Source organism: Yoonia maritima, assembly GCF_003003285.1.
Classification (GTDB): domain Bacteria; phylum Pseudomonadota; class Alphaproteobacteria; order Rhodobacterales; family Rhodobacteraceae; genus Yoonia; species Yoonia maritima.
In genome coordinates this window covers 381,871-404,119 of sequence record NZ_PVTP01000002.1, presented here as the reverse complement: position 1 = coordinate 404,119, position 22,249 = coordinate 381,871, and the positions used below count along the sequence as shown (strand labels likewise).

The following is a 22,249-nucleotide window of genomic DNA, read 5'->3' as shown; positions in this document are numbered from 1 at the left end:
CCTCACTGCCATCGTCAACGGCCACAAGCAGAAGCATATCGATCAACTGCTGCCGTGGAACTACGCCGTATAGGTGGGGTCTAAACCGCGTTTACGCCCCATATTTCAGGCCTTGCAATTCACTCAAGTAAAAGACCGCTTTGAACCAACATGTCTTTACTGGATATCTGACGTAGTAAATTGATCGCGCTGGGTGATGTCGCAGCGACCATATGGTCGCCATGCCCGCCGTCACTCACGTCGGTCAAATCAACCATGATAACATTTAGCCCCTCAACATCGCGGGCGGCATCTAACTGCCCCACCTTGGATCGCCCGCCGATCAAAAACGATGATAGGCGCAGCGCCCTGTCGGTGCCGCTCGTTAGGATTACATAAGGATTGTCGCGATCACCGATCACCTCGACTTGCCGTCGAAATATATCTGGATCGATATCCGGCGATAAGAGAATCACAGTCTCAATGTCAGCAAGCACATGATCATCCCCCGAGATTGCGAGCTGGCGCATCGCCTCCATCGTGAGCTGTGCCCCCATCGAATGCGCAAGAAGCGTGATCCGCTTGTCAGAACCGCGCGACACGGCAGTCAATAACTGTGTCAGATCATCGCGCGCAAATAAAATGCTATCGCGATCATAAACATATGCACTGGGTGACGCGGCGGACGCCCATGAAAACACAGACTTTACCCCGGCAATGTCAAAGTCGTAACCAATCTGCGCAAGTCGAAAAACAGCCTCGGTTGTGGTCGAGTTATATCCGTGCATGAACAGCAAAATCTCATCACCGGGTGCAGCGGCGAGGCCCTCGATATACTCAGCCTGACTTTTCGGTCGATAGCTGGCCATCGTGAAACCACCCCCCACATCATGTGCAGTTTCAATGCGACCTGGGGCATGTGTCGATGGGATGGTTACGTCAACGCGGGCGAATTGCGGCTGTGTAATACGATCATTGTAAGAAAACGCCCCGACGACCGACGGCGTTTGTTGCGTAGCAACGTAAATCGTTTCAACTATTGCTCCAGACACGCCCGGAACAACAGTAATATCGTATGGACGGGTGCACGCCACCATCGCCAACCCCACGATGGCGAAATATATGCGCGACAAGAGCTTAATCCAATTCAGTCCAAGGCCACGGCTTAACCTCACTTGCGGCAACCTGATAACGCGCAGCTTTCGCCATCCAAACGCCCATCGTTGTCCCGATTTCGGCCAACTGATCATTTGGTTCACGCTTCTTAAACAGCATGATCACGAATTGCGCGACGGTCAGCAAGCCCAGCAGTGAACTTGCCATACTCATGAGAACCGCAATGATGATCATATGCACCAAACGTAGCCAAATGCTTTCAAAATCTGTTTCAGATCCAGCGCTTTTTTCTTCGGGCATGCCCTTCTCTCCTACTTATCGCCAGCGGCGAATACCATATCCATCATCTTTTGCGTTCCACGTGAAAACTCAAGAGGGCATGGATAATCAGTGCCATCCCGAACAGAATTACAGAAGTTTTCGACCTGCAACACATAATGGTTTACACCCGGCCAACGTTCGGTTGTGACGGTCGTACCATCAACCGCAAGCGTCAGCTCTGCCTGATCAAAGACATTCGCATTAAATGGGCAACTTAACTCTAGAACGCCTTTTTCACCGTGGAATGTAACCTGCTGGCGATTGAACATCCGTATCGATACCATTGCGGAATACGTGAACGTCGAGAAATCTGCGGCGACCTGTGCAAAGGTATCAACACCGTTTTCAAGGCGCAGCTTCGCATAAGGTATCTGATCCGGTTCTTGCCCTGTCACAAACCGCGTTGAACCAAATGTATAAACCCCAATATCACGCAGCCCGCCCCCACCTTTATCAGCTTGGTTTCGGATATTATCCATATCGTCGTTAAAGAATGTAAACGCTGCGTCCACATGTTTCAGATCGCCAATCGCACCGCCCTGCACAAGCTGCTGCGCCCGCTGAAACTGCGGGTGGTGTACAATCATAAACGCTTCGGCGGCCAGCTTGCCTGCTTTGTCGCGTGCGGCAATCATCGCGTCAAAGTCCGCATCCGACAGCGCAATCGGCTTTTCACATAACACGTGCTTGCCAGCCTCCAGCGCCTTGATCGTCCACTCAACATGAAGGTGATTTGGCAACGGAATATAGACTGCGTCAATTTCCGGGTCAGCCAATAACGCGTCATAGCTATCGTGGACACGCAAATCAGGCGCGAACGCTTTAAACGGCTTTGCTTTCGCAGGGCTCGACGTTGCAAGCGCAGTAAAAGCGGCGCCTTTCGCGGCATGGATAGCCGGGGCCATGTGGTTTAATGCAAAATTCGCAGCGCCCAAAACGCCCCAACGGATTGGTGTCATAAAACTCTCCTCTTCGGGGCGATGTTAGCGCCAAGCCTGACCAAAGGGAAAGCGTCAGCTTTGTGATTTTACAAAAAATATCCCCGCCAAAAATACTCTGACGGGAACATAATATTTTTCAGCTGACGACAAAGGTTACGCTGTTTCCAGCATACCCTTTTCTTTGGCGAGCTCCTGCATTTTCGTTTGCAGTTTCTCAAAGGCACGCACTTCAATCTGACGAATGCGCTCGCGGCTTACGTCATATTGACCGCTTAGATCTTCAAGCGTGATCGTTTCATCAGACAGACGGCGCTGCACCAAGATGTCCTTTTCACGGTCATTCAACACTTCCATCGCCTCAGCAAGAAGCTCGCGACGCACATCTAGTTCATCATGTGCTTCGTAGTCCCCTGCCGTGTTCGCGCTTTCGTCCTCAAGCCAATCCTGCCACTGCATGGTGCCTTCGCCATCAGACCCAACCTGCGCGTTCAGTGACGCATCACCACCAGACATCCGGCGGTTCATAGAAATCACTTCGTCCTCGGTCACACCAAGGTCTGTCGCGATCCGCTTTACGTTTTCAGGACGCAGATCACCGTCTTCCAACGCGCCAATCCGATTTTTGGCTTTGCGGAGGTTAAAGAACAGCTTTTTCTGTGCTGACGTCGTACCAAGTTTGACCAACGACCATGAACGCAGGATATATTCCTGAATAGAAGCACGAATCCACCACATCGCATAGGTCGCCAAACGGAAGCCCTTTTCAGGGTCAAAACGTTTCACGGCTTGCATAAGACCAACGTTGGCTTCGGAAATCACCTCTGCTTGCGGTAACCCGTATCCACGGTATCCCATGGCAATTTTAGCAGCCAATCGCAGGTGTGATGTGACCATCTTGTGCGCGGCTTTGGTGTCTTCATGATCCACCCAGCGCTTTGCCAGCATATATTCTTCCTCAGGCTCCAACATCGGGAACTTGCGGATTTCTTGCATGTAACGGTTCAGACCACCCTCTGGGGTTGGTGCTGGTAAATTCTTATAGTTGCTCACTGTCGTGCCCTCCTATGTTTAAAGGCTTAACATGGATATGGTGACGTTGACGTAGCGTTTCAAGTCTACGCACCAATTTTCTGTGAATTCAATATGAACCGATCAGTTTAGCATTGCGAGAGCGTTTTACGTGCACTCACGCACATGGGACTGAATATTTCAGCCCTGATACCCAAGCGCTGCAAGCAAAGCCTGCATATCTTCGGGCAAACCAGCCTCGAACTGCATGAATTCACCAGTTACCGGATGCTCAAAACCAAGGGTCGCGGCATGCAGCGCCTGACGCCCAAAGCCCGCCACCGCAGCCACGCCGGCATCCCCCACAGCCTTTGGCGACAGTTTGCGCCGTCCACCGTAAACAGGATCGCCAACGAGCGAATGACCACAATGTGCCAAATGAACCCTAATCTGATGGGTGCGGCCCGTTTCCAGCCAGCATTCGATCAATGCAACGCATGCTGGTGCACCCAACGGCGCAACGATACGCGAACGCGTAACAGCATGACGACCGGTGGTAAACGAAACAGCCTGGCGCTGACGGTCAGCCTTGTGACGGCCCAAGAACGTCTGCACCTTTAAGATATTGCCCGGCTCAAACGATGTTCCCTTGATCCCGCGCAAACGCGGATCATTCGCGTCAGGCACACCATAGCAGACAGCTAGATAGCGGCGCTCAACCGTGTGCGCTGCGAATTGTGCGGCAAGGTGATGATGCGCACGATCCGTTTTTGCCGCAACGAGAAGACCGGTCGTTTCTTTATCAATGCGGTGCACGACGCCCGGGCGTTTCATGCCGCCGACCCCAGACAAGCTGTCACCGCAATGATGGATCAGCGCGTTCACCAATGTACCGCTCGGCGTACCAGGCGCCGGGTGAACAACCATACCGGACGGTTTATTCACCACGATCAAATCATCATCTTCAAAGACAACTTCAAGCGGGATGTCCTCGCCAACGATATGGCTCTCTTGGGCAATCTCCACGCTGACAGCAACCTGTGCGCCTTCAGCCACACGGTGCCGCGGATCAGTTACAACGCGACCATCAACGGTGACTGCACCTTCTGCGATCAGTTTTGCTAAACGAGACCGGCTGAGTGATGCATCATCGGGCACATCACGCCCCAATGCTTTATCCAAACGCGGCGGTGGGGATGCTTGAATAACAAAGGAAATCACATCAGACATGGCAGCTCGGCTCTCGCGTTCAAAAATACGACCACCAACTCGGCTGGCGGATCAAGTTTTGGGGTTTGCTGGATTGGCAGACAAATAGCAAGTGCGCTACGCCGTGCTCAAATTTAGCTAAATTTGAGAATGGTACCGCCTCCCCGGCTTGAACGGGGGACCCCTGGTTCCACAAACCAGTGCTCTAACCAACTGAGCTAAGGCGGCATTGCGGGTCATTTAGCGGCACCGAAGATTGAATGCAATACCCTCAACTCGGAATTCCTTTGTGTTTTCCGAACTAATCGCAAACTGAAACATACCCAAATGAGAAAACCAGCAAACCATATGGCTAGAAATCTATTCATTTAACCCAATTGCCACATAAGTGGCTGCCTCTGTAGTAAACCGTTACAAAGAAGGGGACCGAGATGGGTATCAACTACAGGCACGATATTGAAGCGAGCATGCAGATCGGGCAAACAGAGCAAGGCAAGGTCCGTATTTCCGTCGAAGCCGGCGGCATTGAAATCCCGTTGGATTTCGGGCCGGAAGAAGCCGCCGAGATCGCGGAAGAAATTCGTGTTGCAACTATTGGCTTGATCCTATTGCCAATGACACCGCTGCCCATGTAGAAAAACCCATAAACAGGGGGCCTAAATGGGTATCAATAGCGAACGCGACATCGAAGCCAACATGCAGATCGGTCCGACTGACCACGGTATGGTACGTATTTTCATTGAAGCCAACGGCGTTGAAATTCCGATGGATTTTGATCCAGAGGAAGCAGAAGAAATCGCAGAAGAAATTCGCGCAGCAACAATAGCGGCGCGTGCCGTCAAAAAGGGCGGGTAAACCCTGAGTCGCGCGCGGCCAACGCGCGCAACGCAGCATGGCGCGCAAATTTCTGCAAAAGCACCTTACGTCTCGCGGGCGCAAGTTTTACTTGCGGCCCCATCCGTATGATTTCCGCGCCATAGCCGTCCGCAATAATAAGCCCGGTATCGTCAGGCAATAAGTCCGCAGGAAAACCGCTGTCGACAGCCCAAAAGAACCGGTCACACCATTCCAGATACCCCTGCCACTTTTTGTCAGACTGCAAATCGGCGCGGCTCGATTTGCATTCAATGATCCAAATTTCACCCTTTGGTCCCAACCCCATGACATCGACCCTTCGTCCGGATGTCGGGACGAACTCTTCAACGCTCACAAAGTCGTAACTATACAAATGACGACAAACCCCACGCGCCAGCAACTGGCCAGGCATTAAGTCATTCTGCGTTAAGATATCAGACATTCGTCAAATGTGAACAATAAGTGAACAAAAATCAATTCACTTTTTTCATTACATAGGTCATTTGCGCCACGCCCAACTGTGAAACATCATCAACAAATACGGCGATTTAACGCTTTATTAGCAACATACTGGCATTTGTCTTTACAAACCAAACACTAAGCGAAATATCGCCGAGGCAAACATTTAACAAACGACCACGTTTATGTTCCAAATGTGGCGATTGACGTAAGATCAGAGTTCAGTTTTCCCCTGAAACGTCACTTTTTCGACTGCTTTGGCCGTTAGGTATAAGATAGTTTTCAAAGGAGCTTACCATGTCACTTTTTCACGGAATTACCGTCTATGAAGTATCAATGGCTCTTTTGATGGTTGGCTTCGCGGAACGCTTGCTGCTTGCATACGCACCGATTGAGATGGTCGGCCCTAACGGGTGGCTAATCAAAGGCGACGTTGAAGAATAAACTGACGCGAACCACTTGCCCTGCCCCCCAATCAACCCTACCTGTTGCCTCGGCGGGCTTCTGCTCTTCTCGTTGTCACGGGTACAAATCCAGCGGCCTTAAGCAAATCCTAGGGGGCTGGCTCTGTTCTGACCCTGGTTAGTTTACCTGGCACCCACCTGTACATACAGGTCCTCAGGATTAGTTACCTTTACGGATGCAGCGGTTCCCGCCACCTTTGCCTATCACTTTTCAGACACGCTGCCTGCTAACGCCACAAAAGCGACACCTGTGGTCAGAAAATTGATCCCCAGCAGTAGCCCAATTGCCCAAAGTGCGGTGCCCGGCAAACCCGCAATCAAGACAAGGCCAAGAAAAAGGGTAATTGCGCCATTCAGCGCCAACCAACCCCAACCCGTTTTGTGCCTGTGTTGCATCGCAATCATCCCTTCAACGCCGCCCTGTAGCAAGAAAACGACCCCGACAAGAAATGTCAGCCCAACCAAACCGTTAAGCGCGAAAAGCGCCATGTACACACCCAACGCCAAATGAAGCACCGCGATCAGCCCGCTCCAGATCGCTGATTCCCAGCGTTTCGCCTGAAAGGCATGATATAGGAGCGCACCGCCTGTGAGCAGGAAAACCCAACCCAGCAGCACTTTCGCAGCAATCGAAAATACGAGTGGAAAAAGAATTGCCAGCGCACCTAAAACAATCAACACAATGCCAGTCGTTCGAAACTGGCCTCTGAACTTGCGGACGGCCTCAATAACTTCAGGCGGTTGTTGATCGATATTAGACATGATCGCTCTCCTTTACATAGTTAAGCTGTGGTGAAAGCCATCGAACTTCAAGTCCTCGCCCGCCGACCACCAAAAGTTGATGCGGCGATACAGCCGAGATCGTAGAATTTGTGGACACACGTCAACAAGGATCGACACCATGCGGCGCAGTCAAACCATATCGACCACACGTCTATTTATGACACCATTCGCACCCAAACACGCTGACGGACTGTTCGTGATGAATTCCAACCCCGACGTCATGCATTTTCTCGGCGGGCCACAATCGCGCGAGAAAACTGAAGAAGGTATCACGCGGATTCAACGCCGCTGGGTGACGCATGGGTATAGTTGGTGGACTGTTCTTTTAAAGGACACCGATATCGTCATCGGTGCAGCCTGCCTCCAGCACCTCGCGCATAAAGAAGATGCACCCTTAGAAATTGGCTGGCGTCTTATCCCACCTTATCAAGGTAAGGGATACGCAACCGAGGCTGGTCAAGCTGCGATGGATTTTGGATTTCATCGCGTCGGTGTTGACTACATTTGTGCAGTCGCAGACCCAAAGAACATCGCTTCACAACAGGTAATGCAAAGGTTGGGAATGACATATGTTGGCATTCAAACCCACTACGATGTTCCATGTGCGTATTATGAAAAAAGCAAACCAGCCTAGAATTTTTCCGGCTGCGCCTCGCGTGCCATGTGGTCAAGCACAGCATTTACGAACTTTGGTTCCTTACCGTCGTGCGAAAATGCTTCGGATACAGCGACAAATTCGCTGATCACGACCTTAGGAGGCGTTTGCGCTTTCTTCAGCTCGGCACCTGCAGCACGAAACAGCGCCCGCCATGTTGGGTCAATCCGCGCGATTGGCCATTTTGCAACGAGCGCACGGTCTGTCATCTGGTCGATTGCAGCTTGCTCGTTTACGGCGCCTTCCATCAGGCCACGAAAGGTTTTCAGATCACCCTCGATCATTTCGGCGTCATCGTATGTGGCGCCGAATCGGTGATCTTCAAACTCACGGATCACTTGATCCACAGTCTGCCCAGAGGCTTCCATCTGGAACAACGCTTGCACGGCATAGAACCGTGCAGCGGATTTCATTTTGCGAAGTTGGTTGTTCGAAATGGTCATGCTGATGTTTTGCCACCTGTGTTACCAGCCAGCAGAATTTCCTGTGTAAAGCCCACCGGTTTGTCGGATTCGCCCCATTTACGGGCGAGCGCGATAAGGTGCAAGGCCGCAGCGGCTGCTCCGCCACCTTTATTCATCTGGGCAGGGTCTGCACGCACAACGGCTTGATCACGGTTTTCAACAGTCAGGATACCGTTTCCAATACAAACACCCTGTAATCCCAACAACTGAATTGCCCGTGAACTGTCATTACATACAGTATCATAGTGGGTGGTTTCACCGCGGATGACACAGCCCAACGCGACGTAGCCGTCAAAATTGCTTAGCCGTTCAGCGATACCGATGGCGGTAGGAATTTCCAACGCACCTGGAACTTCAACAATTTCCCAAGCTGCCCCAGTCTTTTCGATTTCCGCCTTTGCACCCGCAATCTGATTGTCCGAAATATCTTTATAATATGGCGAAGCCACAATCAGGATTTTCACCGGTTTTTCAAACTCTGGCAGCGGCATGATGTAGTGTGATGGTCCAGCCATTATCCGATCTCCGATATTTTGCGTGTGCCTGTAATTTCCAGACCATAAGCATCAAGCCCAACCACTTTGGGCATTGGTGAATTCGTCAGCAGTTCAATTTCATGCAAGCCAAGCGAGCTAAGGATTTGCGCGCCTAGCCCATATTGACGCAAAGTCTGCGGCGATGTTTCTTCGTCAAGATCAATCTGCATGTGCAGATCTCGTAACAGAACCAAAGCACCGCGGCCTTCGGCAGCGATCGCATTCATCGCATCACCAAATTCGTTGCGACGTCCGGTCGGCCCAGCGCCCACTATATCAAGCATCGGGTCTAGCGCATGCATCCGTACCAAAACGGGTTCTTCGGACGTGATGTCCCCCTTCACCAGTGCGATGTGTTCGGCCCCTTGCGTTTCATCAGTGTAAATACGCATCTCCCAGTCGCCGCCAAATTCTGAGTGAATTTTCTTCACGTCGCGAACACGGACTAGATTGTCATGCCGACGACGATAGGCGATCAAATCGCTTATCGTTCCAATTTTCAGCCCATGCAGCTGTGCAAATGCGACCAAATCGGGAAGTCGGGCCATTTCGCCATCTTCCTTCATAATTTCGCAGATCACACCCGATGGGTTCAAACCGGCAAGCCGTGAAATATCAACAGCGGCTTCAGTATGGCCTGCACGAACCAAAACGCCGCCCTCGCGGGCACGCAGCGGGAACACGTGGCCGGGTGTCGCGATATCAGCCGCACCTTTCGATGCGTCAATCGCCGTCGCGACAGTACGGGCGCGGTCATGGGCCGAAATACCTGTGCTCACGCCTTCGCGGGCTTCGATACTGACCGTAAAAGCAGTTTCGTGGCGCGAAGAATTATGCGACGCCATAAGCGGCAAGCCAAGCGCATCAATACGCGCGCCCGGCAACGTGAGACAAATAAGGCCTCTGCCGTGTTTTGCCATAAAGTTGATCGCATCAGGTGTGGCCATCTGGGCCGGGATCACAAGATCACCTTCGTTTTCGCGATCTTCGTGATCGACCAGCACGAACATACGGCCATTCCGTGCATCGTCGATAATGTCTTCGATCTTGCTAATCGCGTCAGACCAATCACGCTCGATTGGGCCGGGTGTCTCGAATGTCTGGCTCATGCGGATCCTCGAATATATGATACAGAGCAAATAGAGCAGCCGTATCGCTTTTAAAAGGGCGGTGGATCGAGATCCACCCTACGACGTCACGGCGCACGCCGTAACGTAGGGTGGGTTTTAACCCACCCGCCCTATGAAAAAGGCGTCAGCGGGAAGATATCCCGCCAGCTTGGCAGCCTCGCTCCAATCACGCTCAAACCCAGTATCACCGACCAACACAAACCGATCTGCTGGCTGCTTTCCTGATTTAATCACCACTTGTAGATGGTCGCGCATATCTGTCCAAGTTCCGTCAAACCGTGGTGCGGCATAAGCGCGGTCTATTTCCGGGAAGCTGGTCAAATGCGTTGGTGTCACCGGAATATGGGCCAGCCCGATACGTTGCGCCGCAATAAGATCACCTAGCTTATCTGCGCGTGCTATTGGCATCGGCTGCCCATCGCGCATGACTTGCAACGCGTTGTTTGAAAACAAAAAACCAATCAGATCATGACCAGTACTGGCACGGATACCTGCGTATGTCTTATACGGTAGCCCAAGCTGCGTCGCGCGCCGAACGCGTAACCGCACCACCTCGATTGGCAAAGTTGGCATCAGGTTTTTGCGTGCCTTGGTCCAAACATGCTTGCGCCAACTATGACCGGGTTCGTCCACTCGCCCCGAGTTATGACCGATACCAGCCATCATTCGTATTCCTTAAGACGCGCCACGTACCGTGCCATCGTGTCGATCTCGATATTGATCAGGTCACCCTCTTCCACATCACCCCATGTCGTTGCAATCTTGGTGTGCGGAATGAAGTTGATACCAAAGTCGCTTCCGTCGACTTCGTTTACGGTCAAAGACGTGCCATTCAGGGCCACTGACCCCTTTGGCGCAATGAATTTAGCAAGCTTACCGGGTGCGCGAAACGTAACACGTGTACTGTCGCCTTCATCACGAATTTTGATCACCTGCGCGACACCATCAACGTGACCAGAGACGATGTGCCCACCTAACTCGTCGCCCACCTTCAACGCGCGTTCCAGGTTCAGCCGTTTACCAACCAGCCACTCCCCAACATTTGTAGCGCTGACTGTCTCGGCTGAAATTTCGACATCAAACCAGTTCTGCGGGTCAGCACCTAACGCGATCACGGTCAAACACACACCGTTACACGCAATCGAAGCCCCGATATCGATCCCGGCGACATCATAGCCAGTGCCAATGCGCGCCCTTAGATCGCCGCGTTGTTCCAGTGTGATGATTTCACCGATATCTGTGACAATCCCTGTAAACATGCGTTATTCCTTTATTTGTCTTATCATGACCTAGCCCTTGGAATGACGACAGGCAAGCATTGGCGCTTTATCCTTTTCGTCTCCGTTTGATGCTTACCACGCAGTGCGCAACCCGCTATAACGCGGATGATGAATACACAGCGTAATTTTTTGTTTCTACAAGGGCCGCATGGGCCATTTTTCAGACAGCTGGGGCGCATGCTCGTCGCTGCGGGTGCTGGCGTTCAGCGGGTTGGCTTCAACGCCGGAGATCGTGCATTTTGGTGGCACGCGGACGGATACATTCCTTTCACCGGTGACTTAGCGGCTTGGCCGGATGCATTTGCTGATATTTTGATGAGCAACAGCATTACCGATATCGTTGTTTATGGCGACACCCGACCACCCCACGCAATTGCCATACGCCAAGCCAAAGATGCTGGCATACGCGTGCACGTCTTTGAGGAAGGCTACCTGCGTCCTTATTGGGTCACATACGAACGGAATGGTAGCAACGGGTATTCGCAGTTAATGGCGCTATCTATTGCAAACATTCGGTCACGTCTTGCGCGAACAGGTGCTGATATTCCAGTTCCACCTGCCCATTGGGGGGATATGCGCCAACACATTTTCTATGGCGCGCTTTATCATTGGTTTATTTTGTTTCGGAACGGAAAATACCCACATTTTCGCCCACACCGTGCGCTGGCCATTCGACGTGAGGCGCTTCTTTATTCGAAGCGGCTGGCGTTGATGCCATACTTCGCAGCAGAGCGCGAAATCGCAACCCGCAGAATCAAAAAATCGAGCTACCCCTTCCACATCGCGTTGCTCCAACTTGAACATGATGCAAGTTTCCAGGCGCATTCTGACTTTGATGACATGGAATCCTTCTTGCGCGTCGTCATTGATGGCTTTGCCGACGGCGCGCGGCCACACCACCACCTTGTCTTTAAGGCCCACCCATTGGAAAATGGGCAGTCTCCAATACGACAAATGATCAAAGAAATGGCAGAAGGGCGCGGCATCAGCGACCGCGTGCACTATGTACGCGGCGGTAAGCTTGCGGCGCTATTGGATCAAGCACGCAGCGCAGTGACCGTGAATTCAACTGCCGGCCAACAAGCATTGTGGCGCGGCATTCCGTTAAAGGCATTTGGGACCGCCGTGTATAGCAAGCCCGAATTCGTTTCGGATCAACCGATCGCGGAATTCTTTGCAAACCCGACCCGCCCCGACACAGCAGCCTACCGCGACTATCGCCGTTTCTTACTTGAGACCAGTCAGATACCCGGTGGTTTTTATTCAGTCACAGGACGACGACAATTAATGCGGCATGTGGTTGACGCAATGCTTTCACCAGATGGACCCTACGATCTGACTGTACTTTCATCGCTGCAATCACAGCCTGCTGTTACAAAGTGATTATGAACAATGCCTAAGATCTCTCGTCAAAATCTATATGTCTATAATGGCGGTTTATTAACCAAAGGGCGGGTGCGCCGCATTGTCGAACTTGCGGGTTACGACATTCGTGTTGGTGTGCCCAAAGATGGTGATCTTGTTGGGGTCTGGGGGCACAGCCCCACCTCTCCGCGCGGTGAAATCGTTGCACAACTGAAAGATGCGCCAGTCCTGCGCGTCGAAGACACATTCTTACGTTCAGCTCGGCTTGGGCGTGACGGGGATGACCCGATTGGGTTGAACATCGATCAACGCGGTGTACATTTTGACCCAAGCACACCATCCGATCTTGAGCATATCTTGTCAGAGCATCCGCTGGACAACACTGCATTACTCGATCGTGCTCGGACCGGAATTGACACCTTAAAGGACGAACATCTTTCGAAATACAACAGCTTTGACCCGGTGCACCCAGCGCCCGAACCCGGCTATGTCTTGGTCATTGATCAAACACGCAAAGATGCATCGATCAAAGCAAGCGGAGCCGATAGCAACACCTTTCGCGAGATGTTGTTTTACGCGCAAACCGAACATCCCACATCCAAGATCATCATTAAGACGCACCCAGAAACGACCGCAGGCCACCGCGATGGGTATTTTGGAGAAAAGGATACCAACTATCGCATCTCACTCAGCGACGATCCGATATCGCCATGGGCGCTGCTGGAAGGTGCCATCGCTGTTTACACGGTCACATCACAGCTTGGATTTGAGGCCATCATCGCAGGCCATCGCCCGGTTGTCTTTGGGCAACCATTTTATATGGGTTGGGGGCTAAGCGATGATCGCAAGCCATTGCAACGCCGCCAACGCAACCTGACGCGAGCGCAGCTATTTGCGGGGGCCATGCTGCTCTACCCAACTTGGTACGATCCGTTCCACGATAGGCTCTGCAGCTTTGAAGAAGCCACCGCCACACTTGCCGCAGCCGCACGCGCATGGCGCGAAGACAACAACGGCTGGGTTGCCGCAGACATGCGCCTTTGGAAACGCGCGCCACTTCAGAAAATATTTGGCGACCAAAAACGCGTCATATTTACACGCGGTAAAAACGCAGCACGCAAAGCGACGAATGCAAACCGTCCCTTGTTGCGATGGGCGAATACAGGCGCAACCGACGCGACATTGGTCGAAGATGGGTTCTTACGGTCTCGCGGGCTAGGCGCTGATCTTGTTGCGCCGCTTAGCCTCGTACTTGACGATCTGGGCATTTACTATGACGCAACACGGCCAAGCCGGTTGGAAGCATTGATCAATGCGTCAGAAAACCTGCGCGACACCGAACGTGCGCGTGCGGCAGCATTGATCCAACGGATCATCGACGCGCATCTATCAAAATACAATCTGACGCGACCCGCACCGATTGACCTACCAAAAGGGCGCCGAATTTTAGTCCCCGGTCAGGTCGAAGATGATGCATCTATCAGAAAGGGCTGCACAAACATCGCCAGCAATGCGGCGTTGCTACAAGCCGCTCGCGAAGCCAACCCTGCCGCCATCATCGCCTATAAACCGCATCCCGATGTCGAAACGGGCCTGCGCCCTGGCGCACTACCCGACGCTATGAAATGGGCCGACATTATCTTAGCCGATACCGATCCAATTGCGGCGCTTGATCACGTCGACGAAGTCTGGACCATGACATCGCTCATCGGGTTCGAGGCATTGATGCGCGGCAAAAAGGTAACCTGCCTTGGCATGCCATTTTACGCAGGTTGGGGGCTAACAGATGACCGGTCGTTACCAATCGCACGTCGTACCGCACATGTCGATATCGTCGCGTTGGTACATGCCACGCTTATTGCGTATCCACGTTATTTTGACCCGATCACCGGCTTACCTTGCCCGGTCGAGGTGATCGTTGATCGGCTTGAAAACAACGACATTCCGCCCCCCGGCAGAATGAACCGTATCCTTGCAAAGGCACAGGGACTATTGGCCAGCTATGCGTTTTTGTGGCGCCGCTAAATCCGACGCCAGCTATGCATGATATCGGCACCTAACGGCTGCACCGCTTCAAGTGAAAGCCGTGGGGCGCAGGCCAGCCTTTCAACGCCCATCGCAGCAAGCGATGGTGTGCCTTCAGCCCCGATCGCCATTCCCGCTGTGAACACCACCAGCCGATCAACCAATCCAGCGTTCAACAGCGATGCGGCCAACATTCCGCCACCTTCGCAAAACACACGCGTAATCCCCTGATCTGATAGTGCTGCCATTGCAGCCTGTGGATCCACCTGCCCAGACGACACATCACAAGGCAGACTGACGGCACCCAAATCGGTCCACGGCTTGGGGTCGCTATTCTTACCGTGGCAAAGCCAAACCGGCACCTCGCGCGCGGTTTGCGCCAAACCACAATCCGCCGAAATTTTCATTCCACGCGATACTATGACGCGCACTGGCTGCCGGGTAATTCCAAGCCCACGTACCGTAAGTGTCGGATCATCGGCACGCACTGTCCCCGCGCCAACCATCACTGCATCATGGCGCGCGCGCATCATATGCACAGTGCGGCGTGCCTCTGGTCCGGTGATCCATTGGCTTTCGCCTGTCGCTGTCGCAATACGCCCATCAAGTGTCCCGGCAAGCTTTAGCGTCACATAAGGCCGGTTTTGGGTCACACGCGACAGAAAGCCAGCATGGTCATCGCCCGCTTGATCCGCAAGCACATCAGTTGTGACCTCAATCCCAGCATCTTGTAGCATCGCAATACCGCGGCCAGATACACGCGGATCGGGATCACCCAAGGCGACCACCACACGCGACACGCCCGCGTCAATCAACGCATGTGCGCAAGGTGGCGTTTTTCCATGGTGTGAACAGGGCTCAAGCGTAACATATGCCGTCGCACCGCGTGCCTTTTCACCGGCCTGTACAAGCGCAACCGTTTCAGCATGAGGGCGACCACCGTCAGCGGTGCGCCCCCGCCCGACGATCACGCCATCCTTAACAATGACACAACCAACGGCTGGGTTCGGCCACACACGACCCATTCCACGCCGCCCAAGATTCAGGGCAAGCGCCATAAAGCGGGCATCCGTCTCTATAGTCACTCGTCTGAAATACTATCTGGGCGCAGTTCGCTAACGAATTTATCGAAATCATCCGCGGCTTGGAAGTTTTTGTAAACACTCGCAAAGCGCACATAAGCCACGGTATCGATCCGCGCGAGGCTCTCCATGACGATTTCACCGATCGTACCCGACGGAATATCGGTTTCACCCATGCTTTCAAGCCGGCGCACGATACCGCTAATCATCTGATCGATGCGGTCCGGTTCAACCGGGCGTTTTTGCAAAGCAATACGAATAGAGCGTTCCAGTTTAGGTCGATCAAAATCTTCACGGCGGCCATTCGTTTTAATCACCACCAAATCGCGCAACTGTACACGTTCATACGTCGTAAACCGTCCGCCACAAGCTGGGCACAAACGGCGACGGCGAATGGCCGAATGATCTTCGGCAGGTCGTGAATCTTTTACTTGAGTGTCAACATTTCCGCAAAAAGGGCAACGCATGTCCGGTCCTTGTCAGCTACTGCTGGGGTCACGCCCCAAGTTATCCACAGGCACTATAGGAACCTACGCAGGTTTTGGGTAGAGGGCAATTTACGACGCAAGATAGAGGGGAAAATCGTGACACATCAGACTCACTCTTGTGTCTTGAACCACAGCCGATTCCGATCGTCCCATTCATACCCTGCGGCCTCTTTCGCTTCGTAAATTTCAGGTGTCCAAGCAAACGCTGTACTTCCGCGTTCGCAGTTAAGGTTTACCAACGTTTCGCCATCGCGTTTCACTTGAACTTCACCAAAATGCGGCGTCGGGTGATCTTCCTCTGTTTCGTCGTCAAACATACGATCAAAACCTGCAACGACGGTATAGCTATATTCATCATTCCTAAACGTCAGACTTTCCCATATCGCGCGCCCGACACCCGGCCATGGGGTATAATTGATCGTTTCTATAGGTTCGGACAATGCTAAATCTGGCAAACGACCTTGCAGCCCAAAGCTGTAGTATGCGCTGGTGTCATCAAAACAAACCGACAGAACATTTTGACTATTTTCAATATTGCAGGACATAAATTCTTTCTGCCCGATTGGGCAGCCAGCAAAGACAGGGCCCGACACAACGATCAACACCGCAATAGATGAAACGCGCATATTCCCCCGCTTATGTAGATAAATGTGCAACCACACGCCGTAGATGCGGTCGGTCACGATGTTCAAATAAATAAATCCCCTGCCACGTTCCCAAGGCAAGTCGCCCGTCACTCACTGGAATACTTAACTGAACGGGTAACAACGCTGCTTTGATATGTGCTGGCATATCATCCGGCCCTTCATAGGTGTGGGTCAAATAAGCCATCGATGGATCAGAGGTCGGCGGCACCAATCGGTGGAAAAAGTTTTGCATATCCACCCGCACTTCGGGGTCCGCATTTTCCTGAATAAGCAGGCTGGCCGAAGTGTGTTGCACGAAAAGTGTAAGTAGCCCAGTGCCCTGCACCCATTTGCTTACGTTGTTTGTAAATTCATAAAGCCCAGGGCCGTGTGTCTGTATTTGAAACGTTGTCTGCATCCACTGACATTGCGCGCTCAACGCATTGGGCGCAAGTCAGCCACCGCTAAAATCCAGCTTCACCTTGAACTGCATGGCAGGTTTCAAGCACATCGGTCTCCGCGTTATCTGTATCTGGGGAAATCGGCATCGCACATACATCCGCTGGCAACGACGGGGTTATCTCACTCAACAACGATGGGCTAATCTGCGCAAGCATACCAGGCATGGGTTCAACCGCGTATCCGTGCAGCGCGGAAGCAACACCAAAGGCCATGACAACAGCAAGCGGCGGGGCGTAGAAATGTCGCATCAGAATATCCTCTTTGATACGACGCAAATAATTCTCCGCAGGGCGCATTCAATCTGCTCAAACGGCCTTTGGGCTGCGCGCAGATGCACATCACGATTTATCGTATCCAGATCGTGCCGCTAGAATTTGCGATTGGTTTTTCTCGGCCCAATCAAGCAGCTGAGAAAACGGTGCCATAAACGACAGCCCGACATCTGTTAGACTGTATTCAACGCTGGGCGGCTTGGTATCATACACCTTGCGACGAACCATGCCATCACGTTCAAGGTCACGTAAGGACTGCGTCAGCATACGCTTAGAAATATCAGGCAAAGCCCGTCCAAGTGCGTTAAACCGCTGTGGTTCTTTTTCAAGTTCCAACAAGATCAGAGATGTCCACTTCGCGGCCACATGATCCAAAACCATCCGCACCGGACAATTATTAGGGTCAAAGCCCCGCGCCTTCCATTGCTCGATACGATCCGTCATCAAATCCCGCATGAAGGTTCCCTTTTTGTTACCTAGGCATGAAAAACTGCCTCCTTTTCAGGCTCACACGCAGTCTCTAAGTGAGACCTATACACGAATCGAAACCAAAGGAAAATCCAATGAGCACATATCTTGTAACGGGCGCATCAGGGCAGCTTGGCCAGCTTGTCGTCGATCACTTAGCCACACGCGTGCCTGCCGCCGACATCATTGCATTGGTACGTTCAGACGATCAGGCCGCAGCATTCGCGGCAAAAGGGATCGCAACCAGACTGGGCGACTATGATAATGCTGACAGCCTTACGGCGGCGCTTAAAGGCGTTGATCGGCTACTCCTGATTTCATCATCTGCTGTCGGTGAACGCGCACGTCAGCATGGTAACGTGATTGATGCGGCAAAGACCGCCAATGTGGGCTTTATCGCATACACATCCATTCTGAACGCGCAAAACAGCCCGATGGCATTAGCGTCAGAGCACAAAGAAACTGAAGCCGCGATCATCGCAAGCGGCCTGCCACACACGTTCCTACGGAATGGTTGGTACTCGGAAAACATCACAATGACCTTGGCACAAGACATCGAACTTGGTCAGCACTTTGGCGCGGCAGGCACAGGTAAATTCGCGACTGCCACACGGAACGATTACGCCGAAGCAGCCGCAGTCGTCTTAGCCGGAAGTCACGACGGAAAGGTACTGGAGCTTGCTGGTGACAACGCCTTTACCCTTGAAGAATATGCCGCGGCCGCGTCATCCGCCACGGGCAAATCAATCGACTACACCAACATGCCAGAAAAGGCATTCACCCAAGCATTGGTCGGCGCAGGGCTTCCCGAAGGCTTTGCCGCAATTCTTGCCGACAGTGATGCAAAGGCTGCCGATGGGGCGCTGTTCAATGACAGTAAAACACTATCCGCTCTCATCGGGCGACCGACAACCGCGATTGATGTGACACTCAAATCCATCGCTTAAGAAAATCTGGAAACGGTGCATCCTGCTGCGCACCGTTTCCACCTTGGCCTGCAGCGCGATTGTTGGTTATCTTTGGCAACACACAAGGAGACCACAATGTTCGCAAAAGAAAAGATGTCCTATAACGCGGTCCCCCTGCCCGACCAGCAAAGCCTGACCGACGCCCAAGCGCAAGAAAAGGCGCAAGAGTTCCGCGCGTTCATGGCCAAGCGCCACTCCATCCGCGACTTTTCTGACCGTCCGGTGCCCCGCGACATCATTGAAAACTGTATCATGACGGCGGGAAGCGCCCCTTCCGGTGCAAACCATCAGCCTTGGTTCTTTGCCGCTGTGTCTGATCCTGCGCTCAAGGCCCGCATCAGGGTAGAAGCAGAAGAAGAAGAGCGCAAATTCTATGATGGCGGAGCCAGCGACGAATGGATCAAAGCGCTTGAACCGATCGGCACCAACGCGGACAAACCGCACCTGACCACCGCGCCATGGCACATCGTGATATTTGCCCAGCGGTGGGGAGAGTTCGACGATGGGACACGATACAAAAACTACTACGTCCCCGAAAGCGTCGGCATTACGACAGGTTTCCTGATCACCGCGCTGCACAATGCGGGGCTATCGTGCCTGACGCATACGCCGAACCCGATGAAATTCCTGAACGCGGCCTTAGATCGGCCGGCTTCAGAAAAGCCGGTAATGATCCTCACCGTCGGCCACGCCGCCGAAACAGCGACGGTGCCGGAAGTAGCTAAATATAAGAAGCCGCTGGATAAGATTGCGCGTTTCTATTGACACAGGTCAGCGCCCACCCGTGCGATGAAGGCGCTTACAGGTGTTTGCAATCAGTCACGCGTCGGTTCTACACGTTCCCACCTGAAGGCCCAAACTCTTCAAATATCCTAGCAAAACGGAGGCATCTTCATAGCTATGAAGATTAACCGCAACTTCCTTCTCCTGCACAACTTCTGCAGTTGGAAATCTATTTAGCACAGCCTGATGATCATGCGTTTTAAAAAAAGGATCTCGAAAATAAAATCTTAGATGAGATTTCGCACCTTTGAACGCAAAGTAATTCTCGCCATCAATGCGTATTTGCAAAACCGAAAACGCTCCTTGCGAGGCAGGCCGCAAGGCGTACCCGCTACCCGAATATAAAGCTGTGAGCATCAAGAAAAACGCATTTTTTACATCAGCGGTCTCGAGACGAGCAGCTATCCGGTCTAGATGAGATATCTGTTTTTGGTTATGCATAAACAAAACGCCCCCGTTTCCGGAGGCGCCTTTCTAATCACTGATCCAAGAAACTCCGTAGCTTCCGGCTCCGGCTTGGGTGCTTCAGCTTCCGCAGTGCTTTTGCTTCGATCTGTCGGATACGTTCGCGCGTAACGCTGAACTGTTGCCCGACTTCTTCGAGCGTGTGGTCGGTGTTCATTCCGATACCAAAACGCATGCGAAGAACGCGTTCTTCGCGTGGGGTCAGTGATGCCAGAACCCGCGTTGTGGTTTCCTTCAGGTTTTCCTGAATGGCAGAATCCAGCGGCAGGATCGCGTTCTTGTCTTCGATGAAATCGCCAAGCTGTGAATCTTCCTCGTCGCCGATTGGCGTCTCCAAAGAAATCGGCTCTTTCGCGATCTTCATGACCTTGCGGACTTTTTCCAAAGGCATCTGCAGCTTTTCTGCCAATTCCTCTGGGGTTGGTTCGCGGCCGATTTCGTGCAGCATCTGACGACCAGTCCGAACCAGCTTGTTGATCGTTTCGATCATGTGCACTGGAATACGGATCGTACGCGCCTGATCCGCGATAGAACGCGTGATCGCCTGACGGATCCACCATGTGGCGTAGGTCGAGAATTTATAACCGCGGCGGTATTCGAATTTATCGACCGCCTTCATCAGGCCGATGTTACCTTCCTGGATCAGATCGAGGAACTGTAGGCCACGGTTTGTGTATTTCTTAGCGATTGAGATCACGAGGCGCAGGTTGGCTTCGACCATTTCTTTCTTGGCCTGACGCGCCTCTTTCTCACCTTTTTGAACTTGCTGTACGATACGGCGGAATTCAGTGATATCGACGCCGACATACTGACCGACTTGGGCCATATCGCCACGCAGTTCTTCGATCTTATCTGTCGATTTCTCGATCATCATTTGCCAGCCGCGGCCAGCCTTTTCGCTCATTTCTTCAAGCCAGTTCGGATCAAGTTCACGACCACGGTAGGCATCAATGAATTCGCGACGGTTAATCCGCGCTTGGTCAGCCAGCTTTACCATCGCGCTATCGATCGACATGATACGGCGGTTGATGCCGTACAATTGGTCAATCAGCGCTTCGATACGGTTGTTGTGCAGGTGAAGCGAATTCACCATGAGCACGATTTCAGACCGTAGCTTTTGATATTTCTTTTCTTGTTTCTCAGTAAATGATGAATCTTCATTCAGGGTCGCTGACATACGTGCGTCTTGCATGTCTGAAAGCTCTGCAAAGTCATGCGCGATGACTTCCAACGTTTCCAGAACGCGTGGCTTTAGCGCAGCTTCCATCGCAGCAAGCGACATGTTTGCCTGATCGTCTTCATCGTCGTCATCGTCTTTGGCAATCGGATTGCCATCGGCATCAAGCTCTTGTGCTTTTTCAGCCTTTTCACCTGTGTCAGCGACAGGGGCCGCAACAACGGTTTCTTCCTCATCGCCCATTTGGTTGCCAAATGTGGTCTCAAGGTCGATGACATCGCGTAGCAAAATGTCTTCGGACAAAAGTTCGTCGCGCCAGATCGTAATCGCTTGGAAAGTCAGCGGGCTTTCGCATAGCCCGAGGATCATCGTGTTACGGCCAGCTTCGATCCGCTTTGCGATGGCGATCTCGCCTTCACGGCTTAGCAACTCAACACTGCCCATCTCGCGCAGGTACATGCGGACAGGGTCATCTGTCCGGTCGAGCTTTTCAGCTTCGGCGCCACCAAGAACAACATCGCGCGAACCGGCCACAGTCGCGACTTCGGTCCCGCCTTGGTTTTCGTCGGTCTCTTCTGATTCTTCTTCTTCGGTGACCTGAATGCCCATTTCGGACAGCATCGACATCACATCTTCGATTTGATCTGACGATACCTGCTCTGGGGGCAAGACAGCGTTCAACTGGTCGTAAGTGATATAGCCCCGCTCACGCGCGTCGGCGATCATTTTTTTGACCGCGGCTTGGCTCATATCAAGGCTGATATCACCATCTTGGTCAGCGTTTTTACGATCGTCGTTGTCTTTCGCAGCCATCAAGGGGCCCTTTCAAAGTCATCTTTTCCGGGCCGAAGTGATTCGGCCGATTCGG

The 22,249-nt window shown here is 52.5% G+C and carries 27 protein-coding genes and 1 tRNA gene; 8 read left to right on the top strand and 20 right to left on the bottom strand.

What is annotated here, in order from left to right; all coding sequences use genetic code 11:
- Nucleotides 1–119 precede the first annotated feature (119 nt).
- From CLV80_RS04650 to CLV80_RS04625, 6 genes are all read right to left on the bottom strand, one after another.
- On the bottom strand, nucleotides 120–1,112 hold the full coding sequence (locus CLV80_RS04650; protein ID WP_165793319.1) for an alpha/beta hydrolase: 993 nt from the start codon (nucleotides 1,110–1,112) through the stop codon (nucleotides 120–122).
- Nucleotides 1,113–1,116: 4 nt separating this feature from the next.
- Nucleotides 1,117–1,395, bottom strand: a complete 279-nt coding sequence (locus tag CLV80_RS04645) for a DUF4389 domain-containing protein (RefSeq protein WP_106355316.1) — start codon at nucleotides 1,393–1,395, stop codon at nucleotides 1,117–1,119.
- Between the two features lie 11 nt (nucleotides 1,396–1,406).
- Nucleotides 1,407–2,375 carry a Gfo/Idh/MocA family protein gene (locus tag CLV80_RS04640; protein WP_106355314.1) on the bottom strand — a complete coding sequence of 323 codons (969 nt, stop codon included), beginning with the start codon at nucleotides 2,373–2,375 and terminating at the stop codon, nucleotides 1,407–1,409.
- Between the two features lie 135 nt (nucleotides 2,376–2,510).
- Nucleotides 2,511–3,407, bottom strand: a complete 897-nt coding sequence (gene rpoH / locus CLV80_RS04635; protein WP_106355312.1) for an RNA polymerase sigma factor RpoH — start codon at nucleotides 3,405–3,407, stop codon at nucleotides 2,511–2,513.
- Nucleotides 3,408–3,566: 159 nt separating this feature from the next.
- Nucleotides 3,567–4,595, bottom strand: a complete 1,029-nt coding sequence (locus tag CLV80_RS04630) for an RluA family pseudouridine synthase (RefSeq protein WP_106355310.1) — start codon at nucleotides 4,593–4,595, stop codon at nucleotides 3,567–3,569.
- A 130-nt stretch (nucleotides 4,596–4,725) separates the two neighbouring features.
- Nucleotides 4,726–4,802 (bottom strand) — tRNA-His (locus CLV80_RS04625).
- Nucleotides 4,803–5,005: 203 nt separating this feature from the next.
- Here CLV80_RS04625 and CLV80_RS04620 point away from each other — a divergent pair.
- Both CLV80_RS04620 and CLV80_RS04615 read left to right on the top strand, forming a co-directional pair.
- Nucleotides 5,006–5,209: a DUF6324 family protein gene (locus CLV80_RS04620; protein ID WP_106355307.1), complete on the top strand. Its 204-nt coding sequence runs from the start codon at nucleotides 5,006–5,008 to the stop codon at nucleotides 5,207–5,209.
- Nucleotides 5,210–5,234: 25 nt separating this feature from the next.
- Nucleotides 5,235–5,429 carry a DUF6324 family protein gene (locus CLV80_RS04615; RefSeq protein ID WP_106355305.1) on the top strand — a complete coding sequence of 65 codons (195 nt, stop codon included), beginning with the start codon at nucleotides 5,235–5,237 and terminating at the stop codon, nucleotides 5,427–5,429.
- On the opposite strand, the gene CLV80_RS04610 is transcribed toward CLV80_RS04615, so the two are convergent.
- Nucleotides 5,413–5,871, bottom strand: a complete 459-nt coding sequence (locus tag CLV80_RS04610; protein WP_106355303.1) for an MmcB family DNA repair protein — start codon at nucleotides 5,869–5,871, stop codon at nucleotides 5,413–5,415. The genes CLV80_RS04615 and CLV80_RS04610 overlap by 17 nt on opposite strands.
- A 314-nt stretch (nucleotides 5,872–6,185) precedes the next feature.
- Here CLV80_RS04610 and CLV80_RS18385 point away from each other — a divergent pair, with 314 nt between their 5' ends.
- Entirely contained in the window at nucleotides 6,186–6,332 is a 147-nt protein-coding gene (locus CLV80_RS18385; RefSeq protein WP_165793318.1) for a hypothetical protein, read from the top strand.
- 224 nt (nucleotides 6,333–6,556) lie between these two features.
- Here the strand turns inward: CLV80_RS18385 and CLV80_RS04605 are convergent, their stop codons facing one another.
- Nucleotides 6,557–7,114, bottom strand: a complete 558-nt coding sequence (locus tag CLV80_RS04605) for an HdeD family acid-resistance protein (RefSeq protein WP_106355301.1) — start codon at nucleotides 7,112–7,114, stop codon at nucleotides 6,557–6,559.
- Nucleotides 7,115–7,253: 139 nt separating this feature from the next.
- Between CLV80_RS04605 and CLV80_RS04600 the strand changes: the two genes are divergently transcribed.
- The gene (locus CLV80_RS04600; RefSeq protein ID WP_243394415.1) at nucleotides 7,254–7,769 is read left to right on the top strand and encodes a GNAT family N-acetyltransferase; all 516 of its coding nucleotides are present in this window, start codon (nucleotides 7,254–7,256) and stop codon (nucleotides 7,767–7,769) included.
- On the opposite strand, the gene nusB is transcribed toward CLV80_RS04600, so the two are convergent.
- The 5 genes from nusB to CLV80_RS04575 all read right to left on the bottom strand — a co-directional run bounded on the left by nusB (nucleotide 7,766) and on the right by CLV80_RS04575 (nucleotide 11,179).
- Nucleotides 7,766–8,233: a transcription antitermination factor NusB gene (gene nusB / locus CLV80_RS04595; RefSeq protein ID WP_106355299.1), complete on the bottom strand. Its 468-nt coding sequence runs from the start codon at nucleotides 8,231–8,233 to the stop codon at nucleotides 7,766–7,768. The genes CLV80_RS04600 and nusB overlap by 4 nt on opposite strands.
- A complete protein-coding gene (locus tag CLV80_RS04590) occupies nucleotides 8,230–8,769 on the bottom strand; it encodes a 6,7-dimethyl-8-ribityllumazine synthase (RefSeq protein WP_106355297.1) in 540 nt (179 codons plus the stop codon). The genes nusB and CLV80_RS04590 overlap by 4 nt, the downstream gene beginning before the upstream one ends.
- Complete coding sequence (gene ribB / locus CLV80_RS04585) at nucleotides 8,769–9,899, bottom strand: 3,4-dihydroxy-2-butanone-4-phosphate synthase (RefSeq protein ID WP_106355295.1); 1,131 nt, start codon at nucleotides 9,897–9,899, stop codon at nucleotides 8,769–8,771. Before ribB ends, CLV80_RS04590 begins: the two co-directional genes overlap by 1 nt.
- Before the next feature lie 117 nt (nucleotides 9,900–10,016).
- Nucleotides 10,017–10,586, bottom strand: coding sequence for a hypothetical protein (locus CLV80_RS04580; RefSeq protein ID WP_243394413.1), 570 nt, complete (start codon nucleotides 10,584–10,586; stop codon nucleotides 10,017–10,019).
- Nucleotides 10,583–11,179: a riboflavin synthase gene (locus CLV80_RS04575; RefSeq protein WP_106355293.1), complete on the bottom strand. Its 597-nt coding sequence runs from the start codon at nucleotides 11,177–11,179 to the stop codon at nucleotides 10,583–10,585. The genes CLV80_RS04580 and CLV80_RS04575 overlap by 4 nt, the downstream gene beginning before the upstream one ends.
- Nucleotides 11,180–11,308: 129 nt before the next feature.
- Between CLV80_RS04575 and CLV80_RS04570 the strand changes: the two genes are divergently transcribed.
- Nucleotides 11,309–12,583: a capsule polysaccharide biogenesis protein gene (locus CLV80_RS04570; protein ID WP_106355373.1), complete on the top strand. Its 1,275-nt coding sequence runs from the start codon at nucleotides 11,309–11,311 to the stop codon at nucleotides 12,581–12,583.
- 9 nt (nucleotides 12,584–12,592) lie between these two features.
- Complete coding sequence (locus CLV80_RS04565; protein ID WP_106355291.1) at nucleotides 12,593–14,590, top strand: capsule polysaccharide biogenesis protein; 1,998 nt, start codon at nucleotides 12,593–12,595, stop codon at nucleotides 14,588–14,590.
- Here the strand turns inward: CLV80_RS04565 and ribD are convergent.
- The 6 genes from ribD to CLV80_RS04535 form a co-directional block, all read right to left on the bottom strand.
- Nucleotides 14,587–15,675 carry a bifunctional diaminohydroxyphosphoribosylaminopyrimidine deaminase/5-amino-6-(5-phosphoribosylamino)uracil reductase RibD gene (gene ribD, locus CLV80_RS04560; protein WP_279338291.1) on the bottom strand — a complete coding sequence of 363 codons (1,089 nt, stop codon included), beginning with the start codon at nucleotides 15,673–15,675 and terminating at the stop codon, nucleotides 14,587–14,589. The two genes, CLV80_RS04565 and ribD, sit on opposite strands and share 4 nt — an antisense overlap.
- A complete protein-coding gene (gene nrdR / locus CLV80_RS04555; RefSeq protein WP_106355287.1) occupies nucleotides 15,672–16,139 on the bottom strand; it encodes a transcriptional regulator NrdR in 468 nt (155 codons plus the stop codon). Before nrdR ends, ribD begins: the two co-directional genes overlap by 4 nt.
- Nucleotides 16,140–16,270: 131 nt before the next feature.
- Nucleotides 16,271–16,786 (bottom strand): hypothetical protein, encoded by a 516-nt coding sequence (locus CLV80_RS04550; protein ID WP_106355285.1) that lies wholly within the window; start codon nucleotides 16,784–16,786, stop codon nucleotides 16,271–16,273.
- A 10-nt stretch (nucleotides 16,787–16,796) separates the two neighbouring features.
- Nucleotides 16,797–17,204, bottom strand: a complete 408-nt coding sequence (locus CLV80_RS04545) for a secondary thiamine-phosphate synthase enzyme YjbQ (RefSeq protein ID WP_106355282.1) — start codon at nucleotides 17,202–17,204, stop codon at nucleotides 16,797–16,799.
- A gap of 46 nt (nucleotides 17,205–17,250) precedes the next feature.
- Complete coding sequence (locus CLV80_RS04540; protein WP_133169749.1) at nucleotides 17,251–17,496, bottom strand: hypothetical protein; 246 nt, start codon at nucleotides 17,494–17,496, stop codon at nucleotides 17,251–17,253.
- A gap of 90 nt (nucleotides 17,497–17,586) precedes the next feature.
- Nucleotides 17,587–17,976 carry a winged helix-turn-helix transcriptional regulator gene (locus CLV80_RS04535; RefSeq protein WP_106355278.1) on the bottom strand — a complete coding sequence of 130 codons (390 nt, stop codon included), beginning with the start codon at nucleotides 17,974–17,976 and terminating at the stop codon, nucleotides 17,587–17,589.
- A 107-nt stretch (nucleotides 17,977–18,083) separates the two neighbouring features.
- Between CLV80_RS04535 and CLV80_RS04530 the strand changes: the two genes are divergently transcribed.
- Entirely contained in the window at nucleotides 18,084–18,935 is an 852-nt protein-coding gene (locus CLV80_RS04530) for an SDR family oxidoreductase (protein WP_106355276.1), read from the top strand.
- Nucleotides 18,936–19,031: 96 nt separating this feature from the next.
- Nucleotides 19,032–19,721 (top strand): nitroreductase family protein, encoded by a 690-nt coding sequence (locus CLV80_RS04525; protein ID WP_106355274.1) that lies wholly within the window; start codon nucleotides 19,032–19,034, stop codon nucleotides 19,719–19,721.
- A 496-nt stretch (nucleotides 19,722–20,217) separates the two neighbouring features.
- Here CLV80_RS04525 and rpoD read toward each other — a convergent pair whose 3' ends face one another.
- A complete protein-coding gene (gene rpoD, locus CLV80_RS04515) occupies nucleotides 20,218–22,194 on the bottom strand; it encodes an RNA polymerase sigma factor RpoD (protein WP_106355269.1) in 1,977 nt (658 codons plus the stop codon).
- Nucleotides 22,195–22,249: the final 55 nt, after the last annotated feature.